The following is a 17,524-nucleotide window of genomic DNA, read 5'->3' on the forward strand; positions in this document are numbered from 1 at the left end:
TAAATTAAATATACATCAGCTCCTTGAGGAACTAGGACTAATTCCAATTAATCAAAGCAATTAATTGAATTCCATTTAATAATCATCTAAAATGTTTATTTCAATAAATTTGCTAATAAAAATAAATAAGCTCTTTACAATATTAAAAACACAAAGGTAAGAAAGCTATGCCAGAAAAAGTCTTCGTAGAAACTGGTAGTAGATTGCATGCGGGATTTTATTATGCAGGTAATGAATGGAATGTTAAGTGGGGATCGGCAGGCTTTTATATTAAAGATCCTTCGTTTATTGCTGAATTTTCTTATGGACAAAATGAATTCATAGGACCTGATTTTATTAAGAAAAAAGTGGAAAGGATATCTGAACTTTTAAAAATTAATAATTATAGAGTTAAAGTATTGTCTTATATTCCAGAGCATATAGGTTTGGGAAGCGGTACCCAGATAGAGTTGGCAATTATAAATGCATTCAAAAAATTATTTAATTTAAATGTAAATATAAATGAAATTATAAATGAAATGAATATAGCTAAGTACAGTGGTACCGGTTATTTGCTTTTTTATAATGGTGGATTCGTTGCTGATGCTGGAAGACCAGAAAATGGCGAACCTAAAGTCTTGATTCATCATAATATTCCAGAAAAATGGAGATTCGTTTATGTTACTCCAGATTTAAAGAAGGGATTAGATTATAACCAAGAGGAAAAAATATTGAAAAATCCATGGGAACCTTCAGAGGGGGTAAAAAGACTAATGTCCTATGGTCTTTTAAGACTAGCTTCTGGTATTGCTAGAGAAGATATAGAAGATGCATTAGAAGGTTTGAGAATGATACAAGAAGGGACAGGACTTTATTTCTCCAAGACACAAGGTGGATCGTATAGAGAAGATTTATCAAAAATAGTTTCAGAATTATGGAGGTCTAGGATGATTGTTGCCCAATCAAGCTGGGGACCTACATTATATACAATTTCACGCGAAGATGAGGCAGAAGGAGACGCTGATCTTATAAAATCTGTTTTGCATGAACTAAGAATTAATGGAAAAGTATACATAACACAACCAAGAAATATTGGATTTACAATATATTAAACTTTGCTTTAATTTAAAATTTTTATAAAGATTTAAAATTAAAAATTTAATCTTCGTTTAAACTTTCAATGCCTGATTGATTAAAATTGAATAACAAATTGTTTTCTTCATTGGGCATCTCCCCCCATAATTCCCGTTTAAGCAATTCTCTTATTGCAATTCTTATAACCTCGCTTCTGCTTGAATATCTTTCAGCCTTAACTAATTCATCAATTCCTTTTACATAGAGATCCGGCATCTTAACAGTTATTAATTTCATATATAGACCACCAGAGTAAAATTTATAAGAACGAGAAATATAAGGTTACAAACTCTATTAAGACTAAAACCTTTAAAAATCCCTCAAAATTCTTGATATTAGCTGATAAGTTAGAGTTAATTAAATTTATTTTTATAATAAAAATAAAAACATTATCGTATACATTATTTATAATTAATTAAAATTGAGTTTTTCGCTTTCAATATAGAAGGGAACGATTTTATTACATCAATATTCATTTTTGATGCCAATTCTTTTCCTTTTCGTAATAGATTTTCTATATTAAATGCCTAATCATTATTAATGTATCTTATATAATTGAGCAATAAGTCTAAATTTAAAGGTTAATACTTAGATCTTATTAACCCTATATCTCTAATTCATTTTTGGAGATAAGTATGGTTAAACAAGAATATGAATGTATAGTTTGCGGGAAAAAATTTAACGAAGGACAGGGAATAGTTTTAACAAAGGGTTCATTAAAACTTACTTTTCATAGCAGTAAATGCGTATCAAAATTCTTCAAACTTTATTTAGAAAGATTGGATGAATCGTGTTCAGAAAAAAGTGCGAGAGATCTAATAAAAGAGCTAGAAAAAATTAGAGAAGAAAAACAAAAGCAGACAAAAAAGGTGATATCATGAGATACATAAAACTTAAACTTTATTCCATACTTAAAGAAATATTCAACAATAATGAGATAACTGTTGAATTCAAAAATGACAAGATCACTGTAGAAGATATATTAGAATATTTAAATAAAAACATCAAATCACCTCAATTTAATCAATTGTTCAACTCTCTTCGATTTATAGCAAATAATAAGATATTAGAGAAAAAAGATATAATTCCAAAAGAAGTTGATGTAATTCATGTCCTTCCCCCATCTTCTGGAGGTGTTATAGACGTAAAAGTTTTAACAAATGAGCATGTAGATCTTAATGATTTAATAAAAAATTTATATATTGATGGAAATGTTGGTGGGGTAGCAATATTTATTGGTGTTGTAAGAAAAGTTAATAAAAATGAAATCGTGCAAAAATTGCAATATGAACATTCAGAAGAATTGATAACTAACAAGCTAAAAGAAATAGCTATGAAATATATCAATAAATATAATTTATTTTCAGTAGTGATTTATCATTACGTTGGTGAAAGAAAACCCGGAGATTTGACAATGATAGTTGCAGTTTCTGGAGAATCTAGAAAAAATGTTTTCCCAGCATTAGAAGAAATGGTTGATGATGTAAAACATAATGCTCCTATTTGGAAGCAAGAATATAGAGAAAGTGGAAGGTATTTTATTCTTGGTGAAGACCAAGTTAGAGCAGAAGACTTAAAAAGAATTAGTTTTAGCAATAAATAATCTAATTTCAAATTGATAATAGTCCATCATTTCTTTGGCAATTAAATTTTTAAAACAGAAACTTATAAAGAAAGATTAGGTGATAAAAAGATGCCTGCAATTGAGATAGGAAGAGTTTGTATAAAAACAACAGGAAAAGAATTAGGTAGGAAATGCGTTATAGTAGATATAATAGATCAGAATTTTGTTTTGATTACAGGACCTAAATCATTAAGTGGAGTGAAAAGGAGAAGAACAAATATTAAACATTTAATGCCAACTGATAAAATCATCAATATTAAAAAAGGGGATAGCGATGAAGAAGTATTAAATCAATTAAAAAATTCAAACCTAACAGATTTTATGAAAACTAAAGAAAAAATTGTATTAGCTTAAAAAATTATATTTTATATGCGGTGAATATTTTTGGAAAAATCTCCAGAAGAAGGTTTAAAATTCATTAATGAAATAAACAAGATTTGTAATAATAAAAGACCATTTTTGGAAAAATTTCCTGAAGGCACGGATGACGCTTATGGCTATTATCCCTTAAAAAGACCTTTAAATGAGTATCTAAAATATGGCATTATTGTTCTAGATAAACCTCCAGGTCCAACGAGCCATGAAGTAGTAGCATGGATTAAAAGATTGCTTAATGTAGATAAGGCAGGACACGCAGGAACCCTAGAGCCTGACTCTTAAGAGAGAGGCGGGGATATCCTAGAGTATCGGGAGTCCTGCCTGTTACATTGGGTCATATGACAAAAATAATTGGCTATATAACACATTCGAACAAGACCTACGTTTGTGTGATGCAACTTCATAAAGATGTTGATCAAAATGAATTAAAAAGAGTAATAAATGATTTTATTGGTACTATTTATCAAAAGCCTCCAATCAGAAGCCATGTTAAGAGAACTCTTAGAACAAGAAAAATATTTAATATTACCATAAATGAAATAGTAGATAGAAAAGTTCTTCTAACAATAGAATCTGAAGCAGGTACTTATATGAGAAAATTATGTTGGGATATAGGCCTTATTTTAGGAATAGGAGCTCATATGAGAGAATTAAGAAGAATAAAAACAGGACCTTTTAATGAAGACTATTATTTAGTAACCATGCAAGATTTAACAGAAGCTGTTTATAGATTTAAAACTGAAGAAAAAGATGATCTATTAAGAAAAGTCATTATACCAGGAGAATATAGTGTTTGTGAATTACCTAAAGTATTGGTTAGAGATACAGCAGTAGAAAGCGTAATAAATGGCTCACCATTGGCTATACCTGGGATCTCTTATTATAATGAAGGTATTAACAGAGGAGATTTAGTAAGTCTTTTAACATTAAAGGGAGAGCTTGTAGGATTAGCAAAAGCATTGATGAACTCTAATGAAATCAAACAAAATGAAAAGGGTCTAGCTTTCCAACCAATTAGAATAGTTATGGAAAGAGGTCTTTATCCAAAAGCATGGAAGAGCTCTGGAAAATTTAAAAAGAGTGGGGACGGGAACGCCGGGGGTGGGATTTGAACCCACGCGTCCCGCATGGGACAACGGGTCTCAAGCCCGTCCCCTTGGACCGCTCGGGCACCCCGGCTCGTTTTATATTATCTACTACGGGGTTTTTAACTTAATGGCCGATTAATATAAAAAGGCTAGTTTATTAACCAAATTTTAACTATAAGAATACGATTTATAGCACCGCAACAAATTTTTAATTTTAAACTTAAAATTTGCTTATATTTTAAATATTCTAGGGATTATTTTTATTAACAACCAAATTATGATTTTTTACCGGTTTCAATTTATGCGATTCAAAGCTTTCCATTTTATATTTAGCATCCTTTGTAATAACTAAATCTGTTAATGCATCTATTGATTTTTCTAAATCTTTCCAATAAATCTCATATGTTATCCTCTTTATAGAGTTTATGGCTTCTTGTGAATAATTCGAGAGAGTATCTGCTATAGCAAAGGCCTCTTTTTCTAGGTCTACTTGTGGGACAATCTCATCTACCAATCCCATATTCTTTGCCTCTTGAGCTGAGAACCTTGTACCAGTTAAAGCCAGATATTTTGATCTCCTAAATCCCAAAGCTCCTCCTCCAACGCTAATCAGTATAGGTGGTATTAATCCAAGACTTATTTCTGGAAAGCTAAACCAAGAATTGTCCGAAGCTATTACAATATCTGATGCTAATAATATCTCTGCACCCCCACCTACTGCTAATCCATTTACAAGAGAAATTATTGGTTTTTCGCAAGAAATCATTATATTTAATGTTTGCTTTATGCCATTAAAAAATTTAATTGCTTCTTCTTTAGTATTAAGCTTTAGCATTTCGTTTATATCATCACCTGTACTAAATGCTCTCCCTTTACCTGTTAAAACTATTGCAACGCTATCTGATTTGCAACCTTTATTCAATTCTTCTATTAGTTTGTTCCATGTTTTTGTATCTAATGCATTTAATTTTTCAGGTCTATTCAGATAAATCCAATAACATAACTTTCTCTTTTCTGACATCACAATTTCATGAGACGCTGCCAACTCGTACTGCACCCATAATTGTATACTAAGAATAGATTAATAAACATGTTTTATAAAAAAACTATATCTCATTATAGAGAAAGATATAAATATTATAGAATAAAAAAGAATTTAAATATTGTCTTCTTTTATGCTCTTATTTCCTTTTAAGATATTATAAATACCATTAACGGCGTCTTGAACTTCACTTTCTCTCTTAGCCCCAGTTATTACCATTTTTCCACTGCTAAATATTAACAGCACGACTCTCGGTTTTTCCATCCTATATATTAAACCTGGGAATTGTTCAGGCTCATACATACTTTTTGGAAGTGTAAAAGCCGCTTTTTCTAAATCAACATCTACATTTAAGTTTGCCGATGCAACAATGTTTTGTATTTGTATTTGTGGTTTTCCTTGCATTGGTACCCCTTTTATCATTAGTTTTTTAAGAATTGTTTTAACTGCCCATACAAGCTGCTTAACGCTTTTTGCTCCAGTTACCACCATTTTTCCCGATTTAAATATTAATGCTGTTATTTTAGGACTTTGTAACCTATAAACTAGACCTGGGAACTGATCAGGATTATAATCTACATCAGGTATTCTAGTTTCAATTAAGTTTAAATCTAAAGGTGTATCCAATATCACAGTTGCAACGATGTTTTCAATTTTAACTGTTGGTTTTCCAAATTCCTCTTTTTCATCCATAGTTTTTTCTTCCCCAAAAAATTCTTCATCTTCTTTCTTCTCATGCTCCAAAATTTTCACCTACTTTTAAGCCTATTTAATTTAAAACCTATTTGAGATATATAAACCTTTTTAAAGCGTTTATAAACCTTTTTAATATTAAAATTTTACAATGATTTTCCCAACTTTAAAGGGCATGGTCCTCATTATACTGTAAATAAGAAGATGCTTTTAAATAAATAATTTATTGAAAATCACTAGTATTAATCAATTCTTGGTGAAATATAAAAAGTAATTCTTCCTCCATTTTGATATTCCATATCAATTTTCGCTGGAGCATCTTGAGAATACATTAATGTTATTAAGTCAGCTTCCTTTGCAGCCATAAGCATATCAGACAAATATTCAATACTATAAGTAGATGAATCTGGAGAATCTATGCTAAGCTCGATTAAATTTTGTTTTTCTAAAGAAAGCTCTATTTCTGCGCTTTCTATATCTCCCTTCCCTGTTATTATTAATTTATTTTCATTATCATCTGCCCTTATTGTAATAGATTCGCCTATAGCCTCAATATCATTTATTATATCAATAAATGTGTTATTTGTCAATTTTGCTTTAACAGTAAACGTTATTTTTGGTTCAGGCAACTTATCTTGACTTAAACTTATTTGAGGTATTTTAAATAATCTTTCTCCCTTCCCAATATATTTTAATGTTATACTATTTTCATCACTGATCATCTCAAGCTCATCATCTTTTTCAGCTCTCTTTAAAATATCTGATAATGTTGAAAATGAAACTCCTATGTTTTCTTCCTTATCAACATCAAATTCTTCAAATGACGATTTAGGATAGATAAAGTCAATCATTACAATTCTACTTGTATCTAATGCCCTAAAGTGAAGTCCTTCTTCATTTATTGTAAAAACACCTTCATCAATAATTTTTTCAATAGATCCTATGATGTATCTCCAAGTTCTAGGCTCTTTAAATTTTATTTTCACAATTTTCACCAATATATAAAATTGTTTCTACCACTATTTTAGATTTATTGCATTTACAATATTTTTCTACAAATTAAAAATACAAATTAAAAATAAATAATTCCACAATATTCATGTTTAACAAACTAAATTTTATCATTAGCTAAACACTTTATAAATTCTTATAAATATTATTTTAAAATGAAGGAATAAAAATGGTTCAAGAAGAAAGAGAAATTAAAATAAAGGAGTGGAAAGGAGAGCAAACAATAAAATATCTTTATAAAGAATATTATTCACTCATACCCCCTCTAATTTTACCGAAGGATATAGAAAGAAGAGAATTCGCTATCCAACCATTTGATAAGCAATCATACATTAGACATTTATCATTTGATAATCAACAAAAATTTTACGATTTTTTAATTAAAAGTACACCAAAACATGTTTATTATTCAATAGGCATCTATGATTTACCAGAAGCTAATTCTATGGAAGAAAAAGGCTGGAAAGGGTCAGATCTTTTGTTTGATATAGATCTTGATCATGATAAGAGCTGTCAAACTCAAGATGATATTACTGACGATTTATGTATAGAAAAGGGGTTAAAATATGCTGAGACTATTGCATCTATGATAAATAATTATTTTGGAGGATATCATCAAATTTACTTTACTGGTAATAGAGGATATCATGTAAGAGGTATTTGTGAGAATTGCAGACTATTAGGAAGAGAAGAAAGAGCTGAAATTGCGAAATTTGTAATGGCCCAAGATTTAGACTTAGAAATAATTTTTCCTAAATCATCAAAAGGGAAAAAATCTGCTCCTCCTTCGCCAAAAGATCCTGGTTGGAGAGGGTTAATCGCAAGTTATGGAATTAAAGAGGTAGATGCTGTCGAAATAAAAAACGCCATAGAAAATATAAGAGTAGAAATAGACTCTATGGTAACACAAGATCCAAGTAGATTAACTAGAATACCTGGAACATTAAATGGCAAATCATCATTGCTTGTTGTTCCTATTTGCGGAGAATTTAAATTAGGTAAATGGCTTTCGCCATTTTATGGAGAAATAGAGGTAAAGGCCTTAAAGGATCTGCAAAAACTCAAAATCCTAGGAATTAATATCGAGTTTAGAAAAAATGAAGAACTTAGCATTCCTTCACAGCATGCTATTTATTTAGCTACTAAAGGCTACTTAAATATATTGGGAGGGAATCTAGTTGTCAGAAAAAATACCGGCTGGTGGCCCATACAAGGCTGCAATTGGAATTCATGAACAACTTAATGCTGATGATATCAAAGATTCGAGAAGGTTATGGAGTACATATTGCACTAATGATTTAGAGTTGTGCAAAAAATTCTATGATATAATAATTAATATATCAAACCTCATAGCTGAAGCAAGAATAGAAGATATAGATTCTTCTACATATCAGGGTATAGATAAGGATTTTTTAAATATAATGAATTCAATTAAAAATAACTATTCATTATATTTATCAGGGAGCATAATTTCATTTGGAGAGTTTGTGTTAGTGAAATTCAATAGGGGTATATCGTTACCTAATGGAAAATTCATTGAAAAAAATGAAATATCATTGATTCCATTAGAAGAAGCAATATTGCTTTCATCCTTAAAATACGTAGATCCTGTAACTACTTTATCGTATAGCATCATTAATAAACAAAAGAAAGATTAATAAGGTACTTTTTCTAAGCCAATACAGGAATAGTGAGCGTGAGTCCAGAATGAAGTTTCCAAAGAAGATAAGAACCTATTGCCCTAAATGTAATGAACATACAGAGCATAGTGTAGCGCTTTATAAATCAGGAAAGAGGAGAACATTGTCTGAAGGCCAAAGAAGGTATTTAAGGAAAAACAAAGGTTATGGTAGTAAAAGAAAGCCTGAACAGAAGAGATTTGCTAAGACAACTAAGAAGATCACATTACTTATAACATGTAGTAAATGTGGCTATAAGAGAACAATACTAGGCATAAGACTTAAGAAGATTGAGCTTGTAGAACCCACAAGGTGATTCTTATGAAATCAAGCTTATTAAGGAATAGATTATTAGTACCACAACCAAGAAGTAGGTTCCTTATCGTAGAATGCCCAAATTGTGGACATAAGCAAATTGTTTATAGTCACTCTTCATTTTCAGCAAGATGCTTATCTTGTGGAGCACTATTAGTAAAGCCTACAGGTGGAAAGGCACAAATCCTTGGAAAAGTAGAAAAAATTCTAAGCTAATTTCATTGAAAAATTAAATTTTATCGATAATTTTATAGTCATAAATTTTATGTGAATTATTTATATATATAATTTATAAAATTTATGTTTATTAAAAAATAAAAGAAAATTATTTTTGTTTAAGTTAATAATTAGAAATATATTACATTAATTTACTATTAAAAATATTTTAACGTAGCCTCTCAAAAAACGCTTAATTGTTAAGACACAAATATAAAAATTAATTGCAAAAATAATGTTAGCAAAGTCTTTAAACCCAAATTATTAACTCCAATTCTAGGCAAGCCGGGGTAGCTCAGCAGGTAGAGCGCCCGGCTGTTAACCGGGCGGTCGAGGGTTCGAGTCCCTCCCCCGGCGCCTTTTTAGTTGCCAAGTACTTCTAACCTCTGATTTTCATATAAAGCAAAATGAATTCTATATATTATTAAATAAACATAAAAGCGTATTTAGAATCAAATAAAATCTTTTAGGAGAAATAAGACTAATCTTTTTAACTATTTAAAATAATTTGTTTATATTAATTCCTAATCGTAAAATAACAATTAATTTATTTTAACAAAAGATATAAATACTAAAATAAAATAAAGAACCTTCAAAGCTAATATAAATAACCTAGATTACTTCATGTAATAAATGGTGGCTTTTGCTTTTTATATGATCGTATAAATCAAAGCTCCTGAAAGAATATATTTAATCTAGTTAATGTAAATTTATTTAATAGGAGAGAAATTGGTCAATGAAAATGCAGAAAATTTAGGAAAAGAACTTTCAAGGTTATTGATGTCAAAAGCTGAAGCACTAGAAAATTCTTTGAAAGAAATAGTTGTTGAAGTTAAATCAGATAATTTTAACGAAATAATAAATAAAAATAAACTAGTTTTCTTATTCTTTACAGCAGAATGGTGCGGTCCATGCATATCATTTTTACAAACATTTAGGGAAGTAGCTTCTCAACATATAGTTCCAAACGTTTTTTATGGAAAAGTTGACGTTGACTCCAGCTATGCTATTGCCGATAAGTATAAGGTAAAGCATATACCATCAATTTTAATTATAGTAAATGGTGAAGTTGTTGATTCTATAGTAGGTCAAACAAACAAAGAAAAACTTGAAAATAGGATATCCTCTTACATAAAATCTTTATAATTTCTATAAATATTTTGAATTTACCAATTAACTTTAAAAATTCCTCTTGTAACTTAGAGTATAGAAGAAAGATAAAATAAATGTTGAGGTAGAAGGTTATGTCTAAATCTATGTATCATTACATCGCAAGCGCATGGAAAAAACCATACGAAAACGAGCATGTAGCATTAATGAGAGAGCGATTGATTAAATGGAGAAGTGAACCCACGATAGTCAGAGTAGAGAAACCAACTAGATTAAACAGGGCTAGAGAGATAGGTTATAAGGCAAAACAAGGAGTCATAGTTGTTAGAGTTAAAGTGAGAAAGGGAGGGATGAGAAAACAGAGACCAATATCTGGAAGAAGACCTAAAAGAATGGGTGTTAATGCAATTACATTAAGAAAAAGCCTTAGACTTATAGCTGAAGAAAGGGCACAAAATAGATATCCAGATTTAGTAGTGTTAGGTAGCTATTATGTAGGAGAAGATGGTACCCATAAATGGTATGAAGTTATTTTAATTGATCCTAGTAATCCTTCAATTAGAAATGATAAGGATTATTCATGGATACTTAATTCCCCAAGCAGATCGGGCAGACCAAACCGTGGCTTAACTCATGCCGGAAAGAAAATGAGAGGATTAACAAAGAATAGAGGTTTAACAAATACGCACAACCATAAATGGAGTAAGAAAGAGAAAGAAAGAAAGCTTAAAAAAGGCCATGAAGCAAGTAAATATATTAGATATTTCAATACTAGAGAAAAATAATTAACCGCTTTTTCTTATTCGGTGGAAATTTTTGATTAAATCCTTAGAAATAAGAGTTTTTGTACATGCAACTGAAGATAAGGAGAAGATAGTTTCTTCCTTAAAAAATATTATAAAAGAAGATTTTAATATAATAGAAGAGCAATATGAGGGATATTATGGAAACTCTATATTAGTTATATCTAGTATTATTGAGGGATCAAAAGCGGAAGAGATATTAAATAATTTGCTTGACAGCCTTTCAAGACCAGATAAGGATGAGTTAATAAAAACTTTTTATGATAGAATTGAAGAAAAAAATAATACATTCCATTTAAGGCTAAATAAGCAAAAGGCCTATTCAGGGCAATTAACATTAAGCGACTCAGACGATGTTATAAAATTAATATTTAAATTAGAAAACAAGTTTGAAATTGAGAAGCTAAAAAACTTAATAATAGAAAAATATAATAAAGTGGGATAATGAAATATGTAGATCTTTCAATAAACCCTAGAAATTATGAAGAATGGATTAAGATAATACCAATGCTTAAGAAGTTTAATTTTGAGATAATTGGAATGGATTCTAACTTTATCAATGATGATGTTTTAAAAGCTGCAAAAGAAAATTCTATAAAAGTAATAAAAAGAAAGTATTTTAAAATAAGCAATAAGGATGAATTGAACAATATATTAAAAAGTTCAAATAATTCTTTTTTAGTTGTAGAACCTGAAAATAATTATCTCCTTAATATTATAAGCCAAACAAAAACTATAAATGCAATAAGGATTAATCTTGAAAAAAATATAAAAATAAATAAAACTATAAAAAATTTGTTTAATATAAATAAAAACGGAGTAATAGAAATTAGTTTAAAACAACTATTAAATAATGATATATTTTTGTGGAGAGAAATGAATAATTTACTTAAAAATATAATAAAATTTGGATTAAGATTTTATGTAGTAAGTGATGCAAGTAATATATTTGAATTATGGCATCCTTTTCATGTTAAGAGTTTATTTGAAATCCTTGGCGTTGATAATACTTATGCAACATTATCCATGACAACTTATCCTTATTATGCGATCTCTCCTATTCTGAATAAGTAGGTTTATATTGATAAAATCTTTTAAAATTTAATTGTAAATAAAGATCTGGTGAATTTAGTGGAAGAAAAACTAAACCTTAATATAAAAGTAACCTTAGTCGAATATACAAAAGCATCTCCAAAAATTATAGCCTCAGCATCTAAAATGAGTACATCAAGAAAAAAGGTTGAGGATCTTTTAGAGATAAATAAAGAAGAAATAGATACATGGATTAAAGAAACATTTAAAAGAAATCATTTTAGTCCTTGGGAGCATAGCTCATATACTTTCATGATCGAAGGATGTTCCAGGGTATGCTCCCATCAATTGGTAAGACATAGGATAGCTAGTTTCACGCAACAAAGTATGAGATATACTGAAGCATCATTGAGGGAAATGGCTCTATACATGGCTTCTAAACTAAAAATGGATTGCCCTAATAAACCTAAAAAAGGCGATAGAGATGCATACAAATGCTATAGTAAGGCCCTAAAAGATTCTATTAATGCATTAGAACCAGATGAATTAATAAAGGTAGCAAATGTAGCTTATGTGTTCCCCCCATTGATGAAAAAGGATAGGGCTTTAATATATGCTAATTCATTAATTGATGCAACTGCTAATTATTATCAACTTCTATCAACGGGTCTATCAAAAGAGGATGCTAGATTTATAATACCAATGTCTGTCAGAACTAAAATTACTGTTACAATGAATGCAAGGGAGCTTATTCAAACCTTTTTCCCTTTAAGAATGTGCACAAGAGCTCAATGGGAAATTAGAAAAGTTGCTTGGCTATTATGGGTTGAATTAATGAAAATACACCCAGAATTATTTAAATATGCTGGCCCAAGTTGTGTGCATTTAGAAAACATAAATAGGGATGAGCCAGATACTTTACAGAATTTTATTGATGGCAAAAGCCTTTTCACTATAAATAGGTGTCCAGAATTAGTAAAAAATAGCGGAATAAGACCATGTTTATTAAATGCTTATAACACGTTAAATTTATAATTTTCAATTTAGCCCAATAAAAAGATTTAAAGGAAAATTGCTAATATTAAATAATCAGCCGGGTCGTCTAGCGGCCAAGGATTCGGGGCTCTGGACCTTAAATGGGGAGAACCCCCGAGACCGGGGTTCGAATCCCCGCCCGGCTACCATTTCTTTAATCAAATGGTACTATTAGATACTAGAAATTTCTTAACAATTTTATGTTATCCACAAATTTAGTATATATGGATTAATTTTAATTATTTTTACCAATAATAGGTTCCAAAACTTTATAGAGCTCTGGATCTGAATTCCTTATTTTATCCATATTCCAAGGCTTCCACTTTCCATTTTTTACTTTACCTATAACATTAATAATCCAGGATTTGTATATCTGAGAACAATTATTATAGTTCTTACAGCTATTATTAATAAATTCATTGATTTGATTAAGAGCTTCTTCATCGTTCAATTTTTTTACATTTATAAGATACCTAGAAATCACGTAAAGAATTAGCCTTGTTCTGCCATCTGGAACACCATTCTTTATTATTTTTTCGATCCAATTAAATTTTTGAACTAAGTTTTCTCTATAAATCGATATAGAACAATCTGATGGGTTTGGACAGTATTTTTTTAATAACTCCTTAATAGATTTTTGGCAATCAATTTCTGATCTTTGACAATTATTAATTACATCTTCAAATACCATACATCAGCACCTTTTTTGCTCGAAAACTTCTATAAACCCCTATAAAATCTAGTATTGCAAACAATATTAGGCTTTTTCAATATGTTAATTAATGTGCTAATATTATTAAAACAAAAAATTGAATTCTATAAAAATTTATAAAAATAATTCATTAACTAATCATAAATTATTTTATATAAATTTTGGAATCTAAACTTTAACTAGAAGATCAATACGAATTGGTTAATACCAAATTTAAGCGCTAAATACCATCTGTATCCTAGCTATTTCGGGTCCTGTAGTATCTTCACCTACAATTGCTCCTTTAGTATTAACTATTAAGCCTGTTTTAATAAATGAAACACCAAAATTAACTGTACCAGTTTTGAAAGGCACTTTAAATATATCTTCTAAAAATTTAATTTCTTCATCTGTAACATCTGGATGAACTAAGCCTCCTACATTAGTTACTGCTATAATTGCTCCAACTGTTGGTATACCTACTATACTTCTTCTAAAAACTTCCACCCCTAAAGTATCCTGTATTTGTTTTATAACATCATCTTCAAAATAGGGATAAACCAATGCTGCCTTATCGTTTGCAACTATTAAATTTCCCACAGCATTATTTCTACTTGGTAAGACATATAAATTTAGATCTTTTATAGATTTCTTTATAATATCAACCTCATCATCTAGTGCACTCCTGGATAATATAATACCATTGTTATTTCCTGCCATCAAAACCCCCAAAAGTTTTGTATTAGCTAAAGAAGTTTCCATTATATCAGTTTGTAATATTTGGGAAATTCCATCTAAATCCTTTTTCTGAAGACCTTGAGGAACAAAAGTTATCTTATCATTCCCATATATATAAACACCTATATTACTATTACCAAAAATCGACATTTTTACTATTTCAAAAGGCAAAAAAATTCACCTATTTATTGTTTGTTTTTTATTTCATATTTACCTACTCTTACCTTTTCTCCTGCTAACCTTACCAATACTTTTTTATAAGCCTCTCCTTCTTCTGGTTTAAATTCTTTCATCTCAACCAATATTTTTACCCTTCTAGGAGGTTTTTCTATACTATTACTCCATATATAGGAGTTTACATCATCCATAATTACTACATCTTCTAAATTTACTTTTGCATGCCTTGAGACAAATTTTCTAATATAATCTATTGCTCTTTTTGCTCTATTACTTTTTCTGCCAAAATAAATTCTCTTTAATGGGACTACGTATACAAATGCTTCCCCTATTTCCATAATTTAATCCCCTCAAACCTTTAATTTAGATGTTCTCCAATTTCTACTTTTTGGATTCCTTGTAAACTTCCTAACAGTTTTTACTACTACCCATACTGGCACTGATTCATTACTTTTTCCTGCCTTAGCAAGTCTCAGTTTTCTAGCCAAATGTTTATTTCTAGCCATAGCTACTCACTTCCACTTAAATTTGAACTCATACTCCTTTCTAGATCTGTTATCTAGTTCTATTAATATATTTTTTACTATATCATCTGTTACTGGTGTAGATAATCTTCCCATTTGAACTAATCTAATTATTGTCTCCTCCGCAATATTAGCCAACTCTGGCTTTACCAACTTTAAATTACTTAATCTATCTAATGCCTCTGGTTCCATTATTGCCCTTAATACAGCTAGTTTTTGCGCTTCTTGTTCTTCTTCAAGTTTTTTTCTCCTTTGTTCTTCTTCAAGTTTTTTTCTTAATTCTAGCAATCTCCTTTGCTTTAGTTCTTCAAGTTCATCATCGTTATAATCGCTATAGTTATCGCTCAAACATCTCACCGCAATTAATTAGTTAAAAATAGACCTAATAAACGATTTTTGTTAATTCCCAGAGCTTAAGAGATATAAGAAACAATATCATTAAAAAATAAGTAGGAACTCTATGAAGGGAAGCCTAGGTCATTATTGCATTAATTTTAATACAATAATCATGTTTTATAATTAAAGGCATCGTTATTGTTTAAGATGATATCTGATGATAAGGAATATTAGAAATCCAAGTCAATAAATATTAACCTTGTTTCCAACTTAAGTATAATAGATGATAAACAATGATAAAATATCAAAAATTGATTAAATTTATTGAAAATAATCCCGCTTATTCATATAAAGAAGAAGGAAATATAATAGAAATTATCTTTAATACACCTTCGATTCAAGAAGCTGCTGAATCCGATGATGTATCGGAAACTGGAAGAAATATGCATATAATGCTTAGAAGAAATAAAAACGATGAAATAGAAGTAATTGATGCAGAAATCGAAGGTCTAAATTATCATAAAAAAATGTCTAAAGAAGAAATAGAATGGTGGTTGAATACAATCGATATGATGTATTAAAATTGAGTCAAAAAATCAATATTTAATCTCTCTAAATTAAAGTAGAAGTGTAAGTTTAATTAAATTATTTTTAATAATAAAATAAGAGACTTTAAATAACTTTTTTAATAAATTAAAATAAGGGGGTAGTATTATGGACGGAAACAAAGAACCTAAGATATATATGGCAAGCCTAGAGGAAATTCTAAATGGGGAGGCTACTGATATTTATTTTAAAAGAACAAAAGAAGTTTTAGAAGAAGCTGGATTAGCTGATGTAAAGGTTAGAATGGAAGTCCATTTATATGGTAATCCTCCTGAAGGAAGGAATTGGGCAGTATATGCTGGCCTTGAAGAAGCAATTGCATTATTAAAAGGAAAACCATTCAATCTTTATTCAGTACCAGAAGGCACTTTATTTATTAGAAAAATGCCCTTAATGATTGTTGAAGGTAAATATATAGATTTTGCTTTGTTGGAGGCGCCTCTACTTGGTTTATTAAGATTTTCCTCAAGCATTGCTACAAAGACTGCAAGTTTAAAAAGAGTAGTTGGTAATAAAATATTACTATTTTTCGGAATAAGAGCTTTACACCCAGCTGTTTTCCCAGCAGCAGATAGGGCAGCATTTATTGGGGGAGCAGATTCTATAAGTGGGGTTTTATCAGAAAAGTATCTTGGTTTAACACCTCAAGGCACTATGCCTCATGCCCTCATCTTAGTTTTTGGAGATCAAAAAGAAGCATGGAAGTGGTTTGCTAAATTATATGAAGGTAAGATCAATATTGTCGCTTTAGCAGACACACTTGATGATGAAAGAAAAGAGGCACTTATGGCAGCAAACCTTTTAGGGGATAAGCTATGGGGAATCAGACTTGATACCCCTGCAAGCAGAAGAGGAAATATGAAGGATATTGTAGAGGAGATTAGGTGGACTTTAGATCTTAATGGATTTAAACACGTAAAGATAATAGTAAGTGGAGGGCTTGACGAAAATAGCATTCTTAACCTAAAAGATTTAGTTGATGGTTTTGGTGTAGGAACTTCTATAGCAACAGCTCCTAGCGTTGATTTAAGCATGGATATAGTTGAAATAGATAGGGGAAATGGATGGGAGCCTTATACGAAAAGAGGTAAATTACCTGGGGCTAAAAAGGTCTATTCATGCAAACCACTTGAATATTACATAAAATATTGGAATGATAATGAAATTCCAACTTGTACAGATAAAAATGATAAACCAGTTAATTTGATGAAGCTTTACTTAAATAATGGAAATTTAGTAGAACCATTACCTAGTTTAGATGATATCAGAAAATACGTTTTATCACAGCTACAATTCGTTAAATAGGGGATTTT

26 protein-coding genes and 3 tRNA genes are annotated in these 17,524 nt (G+C 29.8%); 19 read left to right on the top strand and 10 right to left on the bottom strand.

Annotation, left to right across the window (positions count from 1 at the left end; genetic code table 11):
* Window positions 1–167 precede the first annotated feature (167 nt).
* Window positions 168–1,091: a GHMP family kinase ATP-binding protein gene (locus CALAG_RS01880; RefSeq protein ID WP_015232056.1), complete on the top strand. Its 924-nt coding sequence runs from the start codon at window positions 168–170 to the stop codon at window positions 1,089–1,091.
* Between the two features lie 46 nt (window positions 1,092–1,137).
* On the opposite strand, the gene CALAG_RS01885 is transcribed toward CALAG_RS01880, so the two are convergent.
* The gene (locus tag CALAG_RS01885; protein WP_015232057.1) at window positions 1,138–1,350 is read right to left on the bottom strand and encodes a ribbon-helix-helix domain-containing protein; all 213 of its coding nucleotides are present in this window, start codon (window positions 1,348–1,350) and stop codon (window positions 1,138–1,140) included.
* A gap of 398 nt (window positions 1,351–1,748) precedes the next feature.
* On the opposite strand from CALAG_RS01885, the gene CALAG_RS01890 reads away from it, so the two are divergent.
* The 5 genes from CALAG_RS01890 to CALAG_RS01905 all read left to right on the top strand — a co-directional run bounded on the left by CALAG_RS01890 (window position 1,749) and on the right by CALAG_RS01905 (window position 4,227).
* Window positions 1,749–1,994, top strand: a complete 246-nt coding sequence (locus CALAG_RS01890) for a hypothetical protein (protein ID WP_015232058.1) — start codon at window positions 1,749–1,751, stop codon at window positions 1,992–1,994.
* Entirely contained in the window at window positions 1,991–2,716 is a 726-nt protein-coding gene (locus CALAG_RS01895) for a molybdenum cofactor biosynthesis protein (RefSeq protein ID WP_015232059.1), read from the top strand. Before CALAG_RS01890 ends, CALAG_RS01895 begins: the two co-directional genes overlap by 4 nt.
* Window positions 2,717–2,806: 90 nt before the next feature.
* Window positions 2,807–3,091: a 50S ribosomal protein L14e gene (locus tag CALAG_RS01900; RefSeq protein ID WP_015232060.1), complete on the top strand. Its 285-nt coding sequence runs from the start codon at window positions 2,807–2,809 to the stop codon at window positions 3,089–3,091.
* Between the two features lie 30 nt (window positions 3,092–3,121).
* Window positions 3,122–3,397: a hypothetical protein gene (locus CALAG_RS08010; RefSeq protein ID WP_216475980.1), complete on the top strand. Its 276-nt coding sequence runs from the start codon at window positions 3,122–3,124 to the stop codon at window positions 3,395–3,397.
* Window positions 3,398–3,453: 56 nt separating this feature from the next.
* Window positions 3,454–4,227, top strand: coding sequence for an RNA-guided pseudouridylation complex pseudouridine synthase subunit Cbf5 (locus CALAG_RS01905; protein WP_245529270.1), 774 nt, complete (start codon window positions 3,454–3,456; stop codon window positions 4,225–4,227).
* On the opposite strand, the gene CALAG_RS01910 is transcribed toward CALAG_RS01905, so the two are convergent.
* The 4 genes from CALAG_RS01910 to pcn form a co-directional block, all read right to left on the bottom strand.
* Window positions 4,209–4,294: transfer RNA gene (locus tag CALAG_RS01910), tRNA-Ser, on the bottom strand. The genes CALAG_RS01905 and CALAG_RS01910 overlap by 19 nt on opposite strands.
* 156 nt (window positions 4,295–4,450) lie before the next feature.
* Complete coding sequence (locus CALAG_RS01915; RefSeq protein ID WP_048816678.1) at window positions 4,451–5,248, bottom strand: enoyl-CoA hydratase/isomerase family protein; 798 nt, start codon at window positions 5,246–5,248, stop codon at window positions 4,451–4,453.
* A gap of 111 nt (window positions 5,249–5,359) precedes the next feature.
* On the bottom strand, window positions 5,360–5,938 hold the full coding sequence (locus CALAG_RS01920) for a TATA-box-binding protein (RefSeq protein ID WP_048816867.1): 579 nt from the start codon (window positions 5,936–5,938) through the stop codon (window positions 5,360–5,362).
* A gap of 242 nt (window positions 5,939–6,180) precedes the next feature.
* Window positions 6,181–6,924 carry a proliferating cell nuclear antigen (pcna) gene (gene pcn / locus CALAG_RS01925; RefSeq protein WP_157463149.1) on the bottom strand — a complete coding sequence of 248 codons (744 nt, stop codon included), beginning with the start codon at window positions 6,922–6,924 and terminating at the stop codon, window positions 6,181–6,183.
* 194 nt (window positions 6,925–7,118) lie between these two features.
* Between pcn and priS the strand changes: the two genes are divergently transcribed.
* From priS to CALAG_RS01980, 11 genes are all read left to right on the top strand, one after another.
* The gene (priS, locus tag CALAG_RS01930; protein WP_015232064.1) at window positions 7,119–8,183 is read left to right on the top strand and encodes a DNA primase small subunit PriS; all 1,065 of its coding nucleotides are present in this window, start codon (window positions 7,119–7,121) and stop codon (window positions 8,181–8,183) included.
* A complete protein-coding gene (locus tag CALAG_RS01935) occupies window positions 8,128–8,607 on the top strand; it encodes a hypothetical protein (protein ID WP_015232065.1) in 480 nt (159 codons plus the stop codon). Before priS ends, CALAG_RS01935 begins: the two co-directional genes overlap by 56 nt.
* Before the next feature lie 49 nt (window positions 8,608–8,656).
* Window positions 8,657–8,944 (top strand): 50S ribosomal protein L44e, encoded by a 288-nt coding sequence (locus CALAG_RS01940; protein WP_015232066.1) that lies wholly within the window; start codon window positions 8,657–8,659, stop codon window positions 8,942–8,944.
* Window positions 8,945–8,949: 5 nt separating this feature from the next.
* Window positions 8,950–9,159: a 30S ribosomal protein S27e gene (locus tag CALAG_RS01945; protein WP_015232067.1), complete on the top strand. Its 210-nt coding sequence runs from the start codon at window positions 8,950–8,952 to the stop codon at window positions 9,157–9,159.
* Window positions 9,160–9,443: 284 nt separating this feature from the next.
* Window positions 9,444–9,516: transfer RNA gene (locus CALAG_RS01950), tRNA-Asn, on the top strand.
* A 372-nt stretch (window positions 9,517–9,888) separates the two neighbouring features.
* Window positions 9,889–10,305 carry a thioredoxin family protein gene (locus CALAG_RS01955; protein WP_015232068.1) on the top strand — a complete coding sequence of 139 codons (417 nt, stop codon included), beginning with the start codon at window positions 9,889–9,891 and terminating at the stop codon, window positions 10,303–10,305.
* A 98-nt stretch (window positions 10,306–10,403) separates the two neighbouring features.
* Window positions 10,404–11,054, top strand: a complete 651-nt coding sequence (locus tag CALAG_RS01960) for a 50S ribosomal protein L15e (protein WP_015232069.1) — start codon at window positions 10,404–10,406, stop codon at window positions 11,052–11,054.
* 31 nt (window positions 11,055–11,085) lie between these two features.
* A complete protein-coding gene (locus CALAG_RS01965) occupies window positions 11,086–11,517 on the top strand; it encodes an RNA-binding domain-containing protein (protein WP_015232070.1) in 432 nt (143 codons plus the stop codon).
* On the top strand, window positions 11,517–12,146 hold the full coding sequence (locus CALAG_RS01970; RefSeq protein WP_015232071.1) for a PHP domain-containing protein: 630 nt from the start codon (window positions 11,517–11,519) through the stop codon (window positions 12,144–12,146). The genes CALAG_RS01965 and CALAG_RS01970 overlap by 1 nt, the downstream gene beginning before the upstream one ends.
* Before the next feature lie 57 nt (window positions 12,147–12,203).
* A complete protein-coding gene (gene thyX, locus CALAG_RS01975) occupies window positions 12,204–13,139 on the top strand; it encodes an FAD-dependent thymidylate synthase (RefSeq protein ID WP_015232072.1) in 936 nt (311 codons plus the stop codon).
* 56 nt (window positions 13,140–13,195) lie between these two features.
* A tRNA-Gln gene (locus tag CALAG_RS01980) sits at window positions 13,196–13,288 on the top strand.
* A gap of 86 nt (window positions 13,289–13,374) precedes the next feature.
* On the opposite strand, the gene priX is transcribed toward CALAG_RS01980, so the two are convergent.
* The 5 genes from priX to CALAG_RS02005 form a co-directional block, all read right to left on the bottom strand.
* Window positions 13,375–13,830, bottom strand: a complete 456-nt coding sequence (priX, locus tag CALAG_RS01985) for a DNA primase noncatalytic subunit PriX (protein ID WP_015232073.1) — start codon at window positions 13,828–13,830, stop codon at window positions 13,375–13,377.
* Between the two features lie 234 nt (window positions 13,831–14,064).
* Window positions 14,065–14,739 (bottom strand): translation initiation factor IF-6, encoded by a 675-nt coding sequence (locus CALAG_RS01990; RefSeq protein ID WP_015232074.1) that lies wholly within the window; start codon window positions 14,737–14,739, stop codon window positions 14,065–14,067.
* Window positions 14,740–14,753: 14 nt separating this feature from the next.
* Window positions 14,754–15,083 (bottom strand): 50S ribosomal protein L31e, encoded by a 330-nt coding sequence (locus CALAG_RS01995; protein WP_015232075.1) that lies wholly within the window; start codon window positions 15,081–15,083, stop codon window positions 14,754–14,756.
* A 12-nt stretch (window positions 15,084–15,095) separates the two neighbouring features.
* Window positions 15,096–15,251 (bottom strand): 50S ribosomal protein L39e, encoded by a 156-nt coding sequence (locus CALAG_RS02000; protein ID WP_015232076.1) that lies wholly within the window; start codon window positions 15,249–15,251, stop codon window positions 15,096–15,098.
* Window positions 15,252–15,257: 6 nt separating this feature from the next.
* Window positions 15,258–15,626 (bottom strand): DNA-binding protein, encoded by a 369-nt coding sequence (locus CALAG_RS02005; RefSeq protein ID WP_015232077.1) that lies wholly within the window; start codon window positions 15,624–15,626, stop codon window positions 15,258–15,260.
* Window positions 15,627–15,898: 272 nt separating this feature from the next.
* Between CALAG_RS02005 and CALAG_RS02010 the strand changes: the two genes are divergently transcribed.
* Window positions 15,899–16,186 carry a hypothetical protein gene (locus CALAG_RS02010; RefSeq protein ID WP_015232078.1) on the top strand — a complete coding sequence of 96 codons (288 nt, stop codon included), beginning with the start codon at window positions 15,899–15,901 and terminating at the stop codon, window positions 16,184–16,186.
* 133 nt (window positions 16,187–16,319) lie between these two features.
* Window positions 16,320–17,516, top strand: a complete 1,197-nt coding sequence (locus tag CALAG_RS02015) for a nicotinate phosphoribosyltransferase (RefSeq protein ID WP_015232079.1) — start codon at window positions 16,320–16,322, stop codon at window positions 17,514–17,516.
* The last annotated feature ends 8 nt before the right edge of the window (window positions 17,517–17,524 follow it).

This window comes from Caldisphaera lagunensis DSM 15908, from assembly GCF_000317795.1.
In the GTDB taxonomy this organism is placed as follows: Archaea; Thermoproteota; Thermoprotei_A; order Sulfolobales; family Acidilobaceae; genus Caldisphaera; species Caldisphaera lagunensis.

Excerpts from the sequence above, each read along its gene's own strand:
- CALAG_RS01880 (WP_015232056.1), top strand. The coding sequence starts at position 168 with ATGCCAGAAAAAGTCTTCGTAGAAACTGGTAGTAGATTGCATGCGGGA.
- CALAG_RS01885 (WP_015232057.1), bottom strand. The coding sequence starts at position 1,350 with ATGAAATTAATAACTGTTAAGATGCCGGATCTCTATGTAAAAGGAATT.
- CALAG_RS01890 (WP_015232058.1), top strand. The coding sequence starts at position 1,749 with ATGGTTAAACAAGAATATGAATGTATAGTTTGCGGGAAAAAATTTAAC.
- CALAG_RS01895 (WP_015232059.1), top strand. The coding sequence starts at position 1,991 with ATGAGATACATAAAACTTAAACTTTATTCCATACTTAAAGAAATATTC.
- CALAG_RS01900 (WP_015232060.1), top strand. The coding sequence starts at position 2,807 with ATGCCTGCAATTGAGATAGGAAGAGTTTGTATAAAAACAACAGGAAAA.
- CALAG_RS01905 (WP_245529270.1), top strand. The coding sequence starts at position 3,454 with ATGACAAAAATAATTGGCTATATAACACATTCGAACAAGACCTACGTT.
- CALAG_RS01920 (WP_048816867.1), bottom strand. The coding sequence starts at position 5,938 with ATGGATGAAAAAGAGGAATTTGGAAAACCAACAGTTAAAATTGAAAAC.
- priS (WP_015232064.1), top strand. The coding sequence starts at position 7,119 with ATGGTTCAAGAAGAAAGAGAAATTAAAATAAAGGAGTGGAAAGGAGAG.
- CALAG_RS01940 (WP_015232066.1), top strand. The coding sequence starts at position 8,657 with ATGAAGTTTCCAAAGAAGATAAGAACCTATTGCCCTAAATGTAATGAA.
- CALAG_RS01945 (WP_015232067.1), top strand. The coding sequence starts at position 8,950 with ATGAAATCAAGCTTATTAAGGAATAGATTATTAGTACCACAACCAAGA.
- CALAG_RS01960 (WP_015232069.1), top strand. The coding sequence starts at position 10,404 with ATGTCTAAATCTATGTATCATTACATCGCAAGCGCATGGAAAAAACCA.
- CALAG_RS01970 (WP_015232071.1), top strand. The coding sequence starts at position 11,517 with ATGAAATATGTAGATCTTTCAATAAACCCTAGAAATTATGAAGAATGG.
- priX (WP_015232073.1), bottom strand. The coding sequence starts at position 13,830 with ATGGTATTTGAAGATGTAATTAATAATTGTCAAAGATCAGAAATTGAT.
- CALAG_RS01995 (WP_015232075.1), bottom strand. The coding sequence starts at position 15,083 with ATGGAAATAGGGGAAGCATTTGTATACGTAGTCCCATTAAAGAGAATT.
- CALAG_RS02000 (WP_015232076.1), bottom strand. The coding sequence starts at position 15,251 with ATGGCTAGAAATAAACATTTGGCTAGAAAACTGAGACTTGCTAAGGCA.
- CALAG_RS02010 (WP_015232078.1), top strand. The coding sequence starts at position 15,899 with ATGATAAAATATCAAAAATTGATTAAATTTATTGAAAATAATCCCGCT.
- CALAG_RS02015 (WP_015232079.1), top strand. The coding sequence starts at position 16,320 with ATGGACGGAAACAAAGAACCTAAGATATATATGGCAAGCCTAGAGGAA.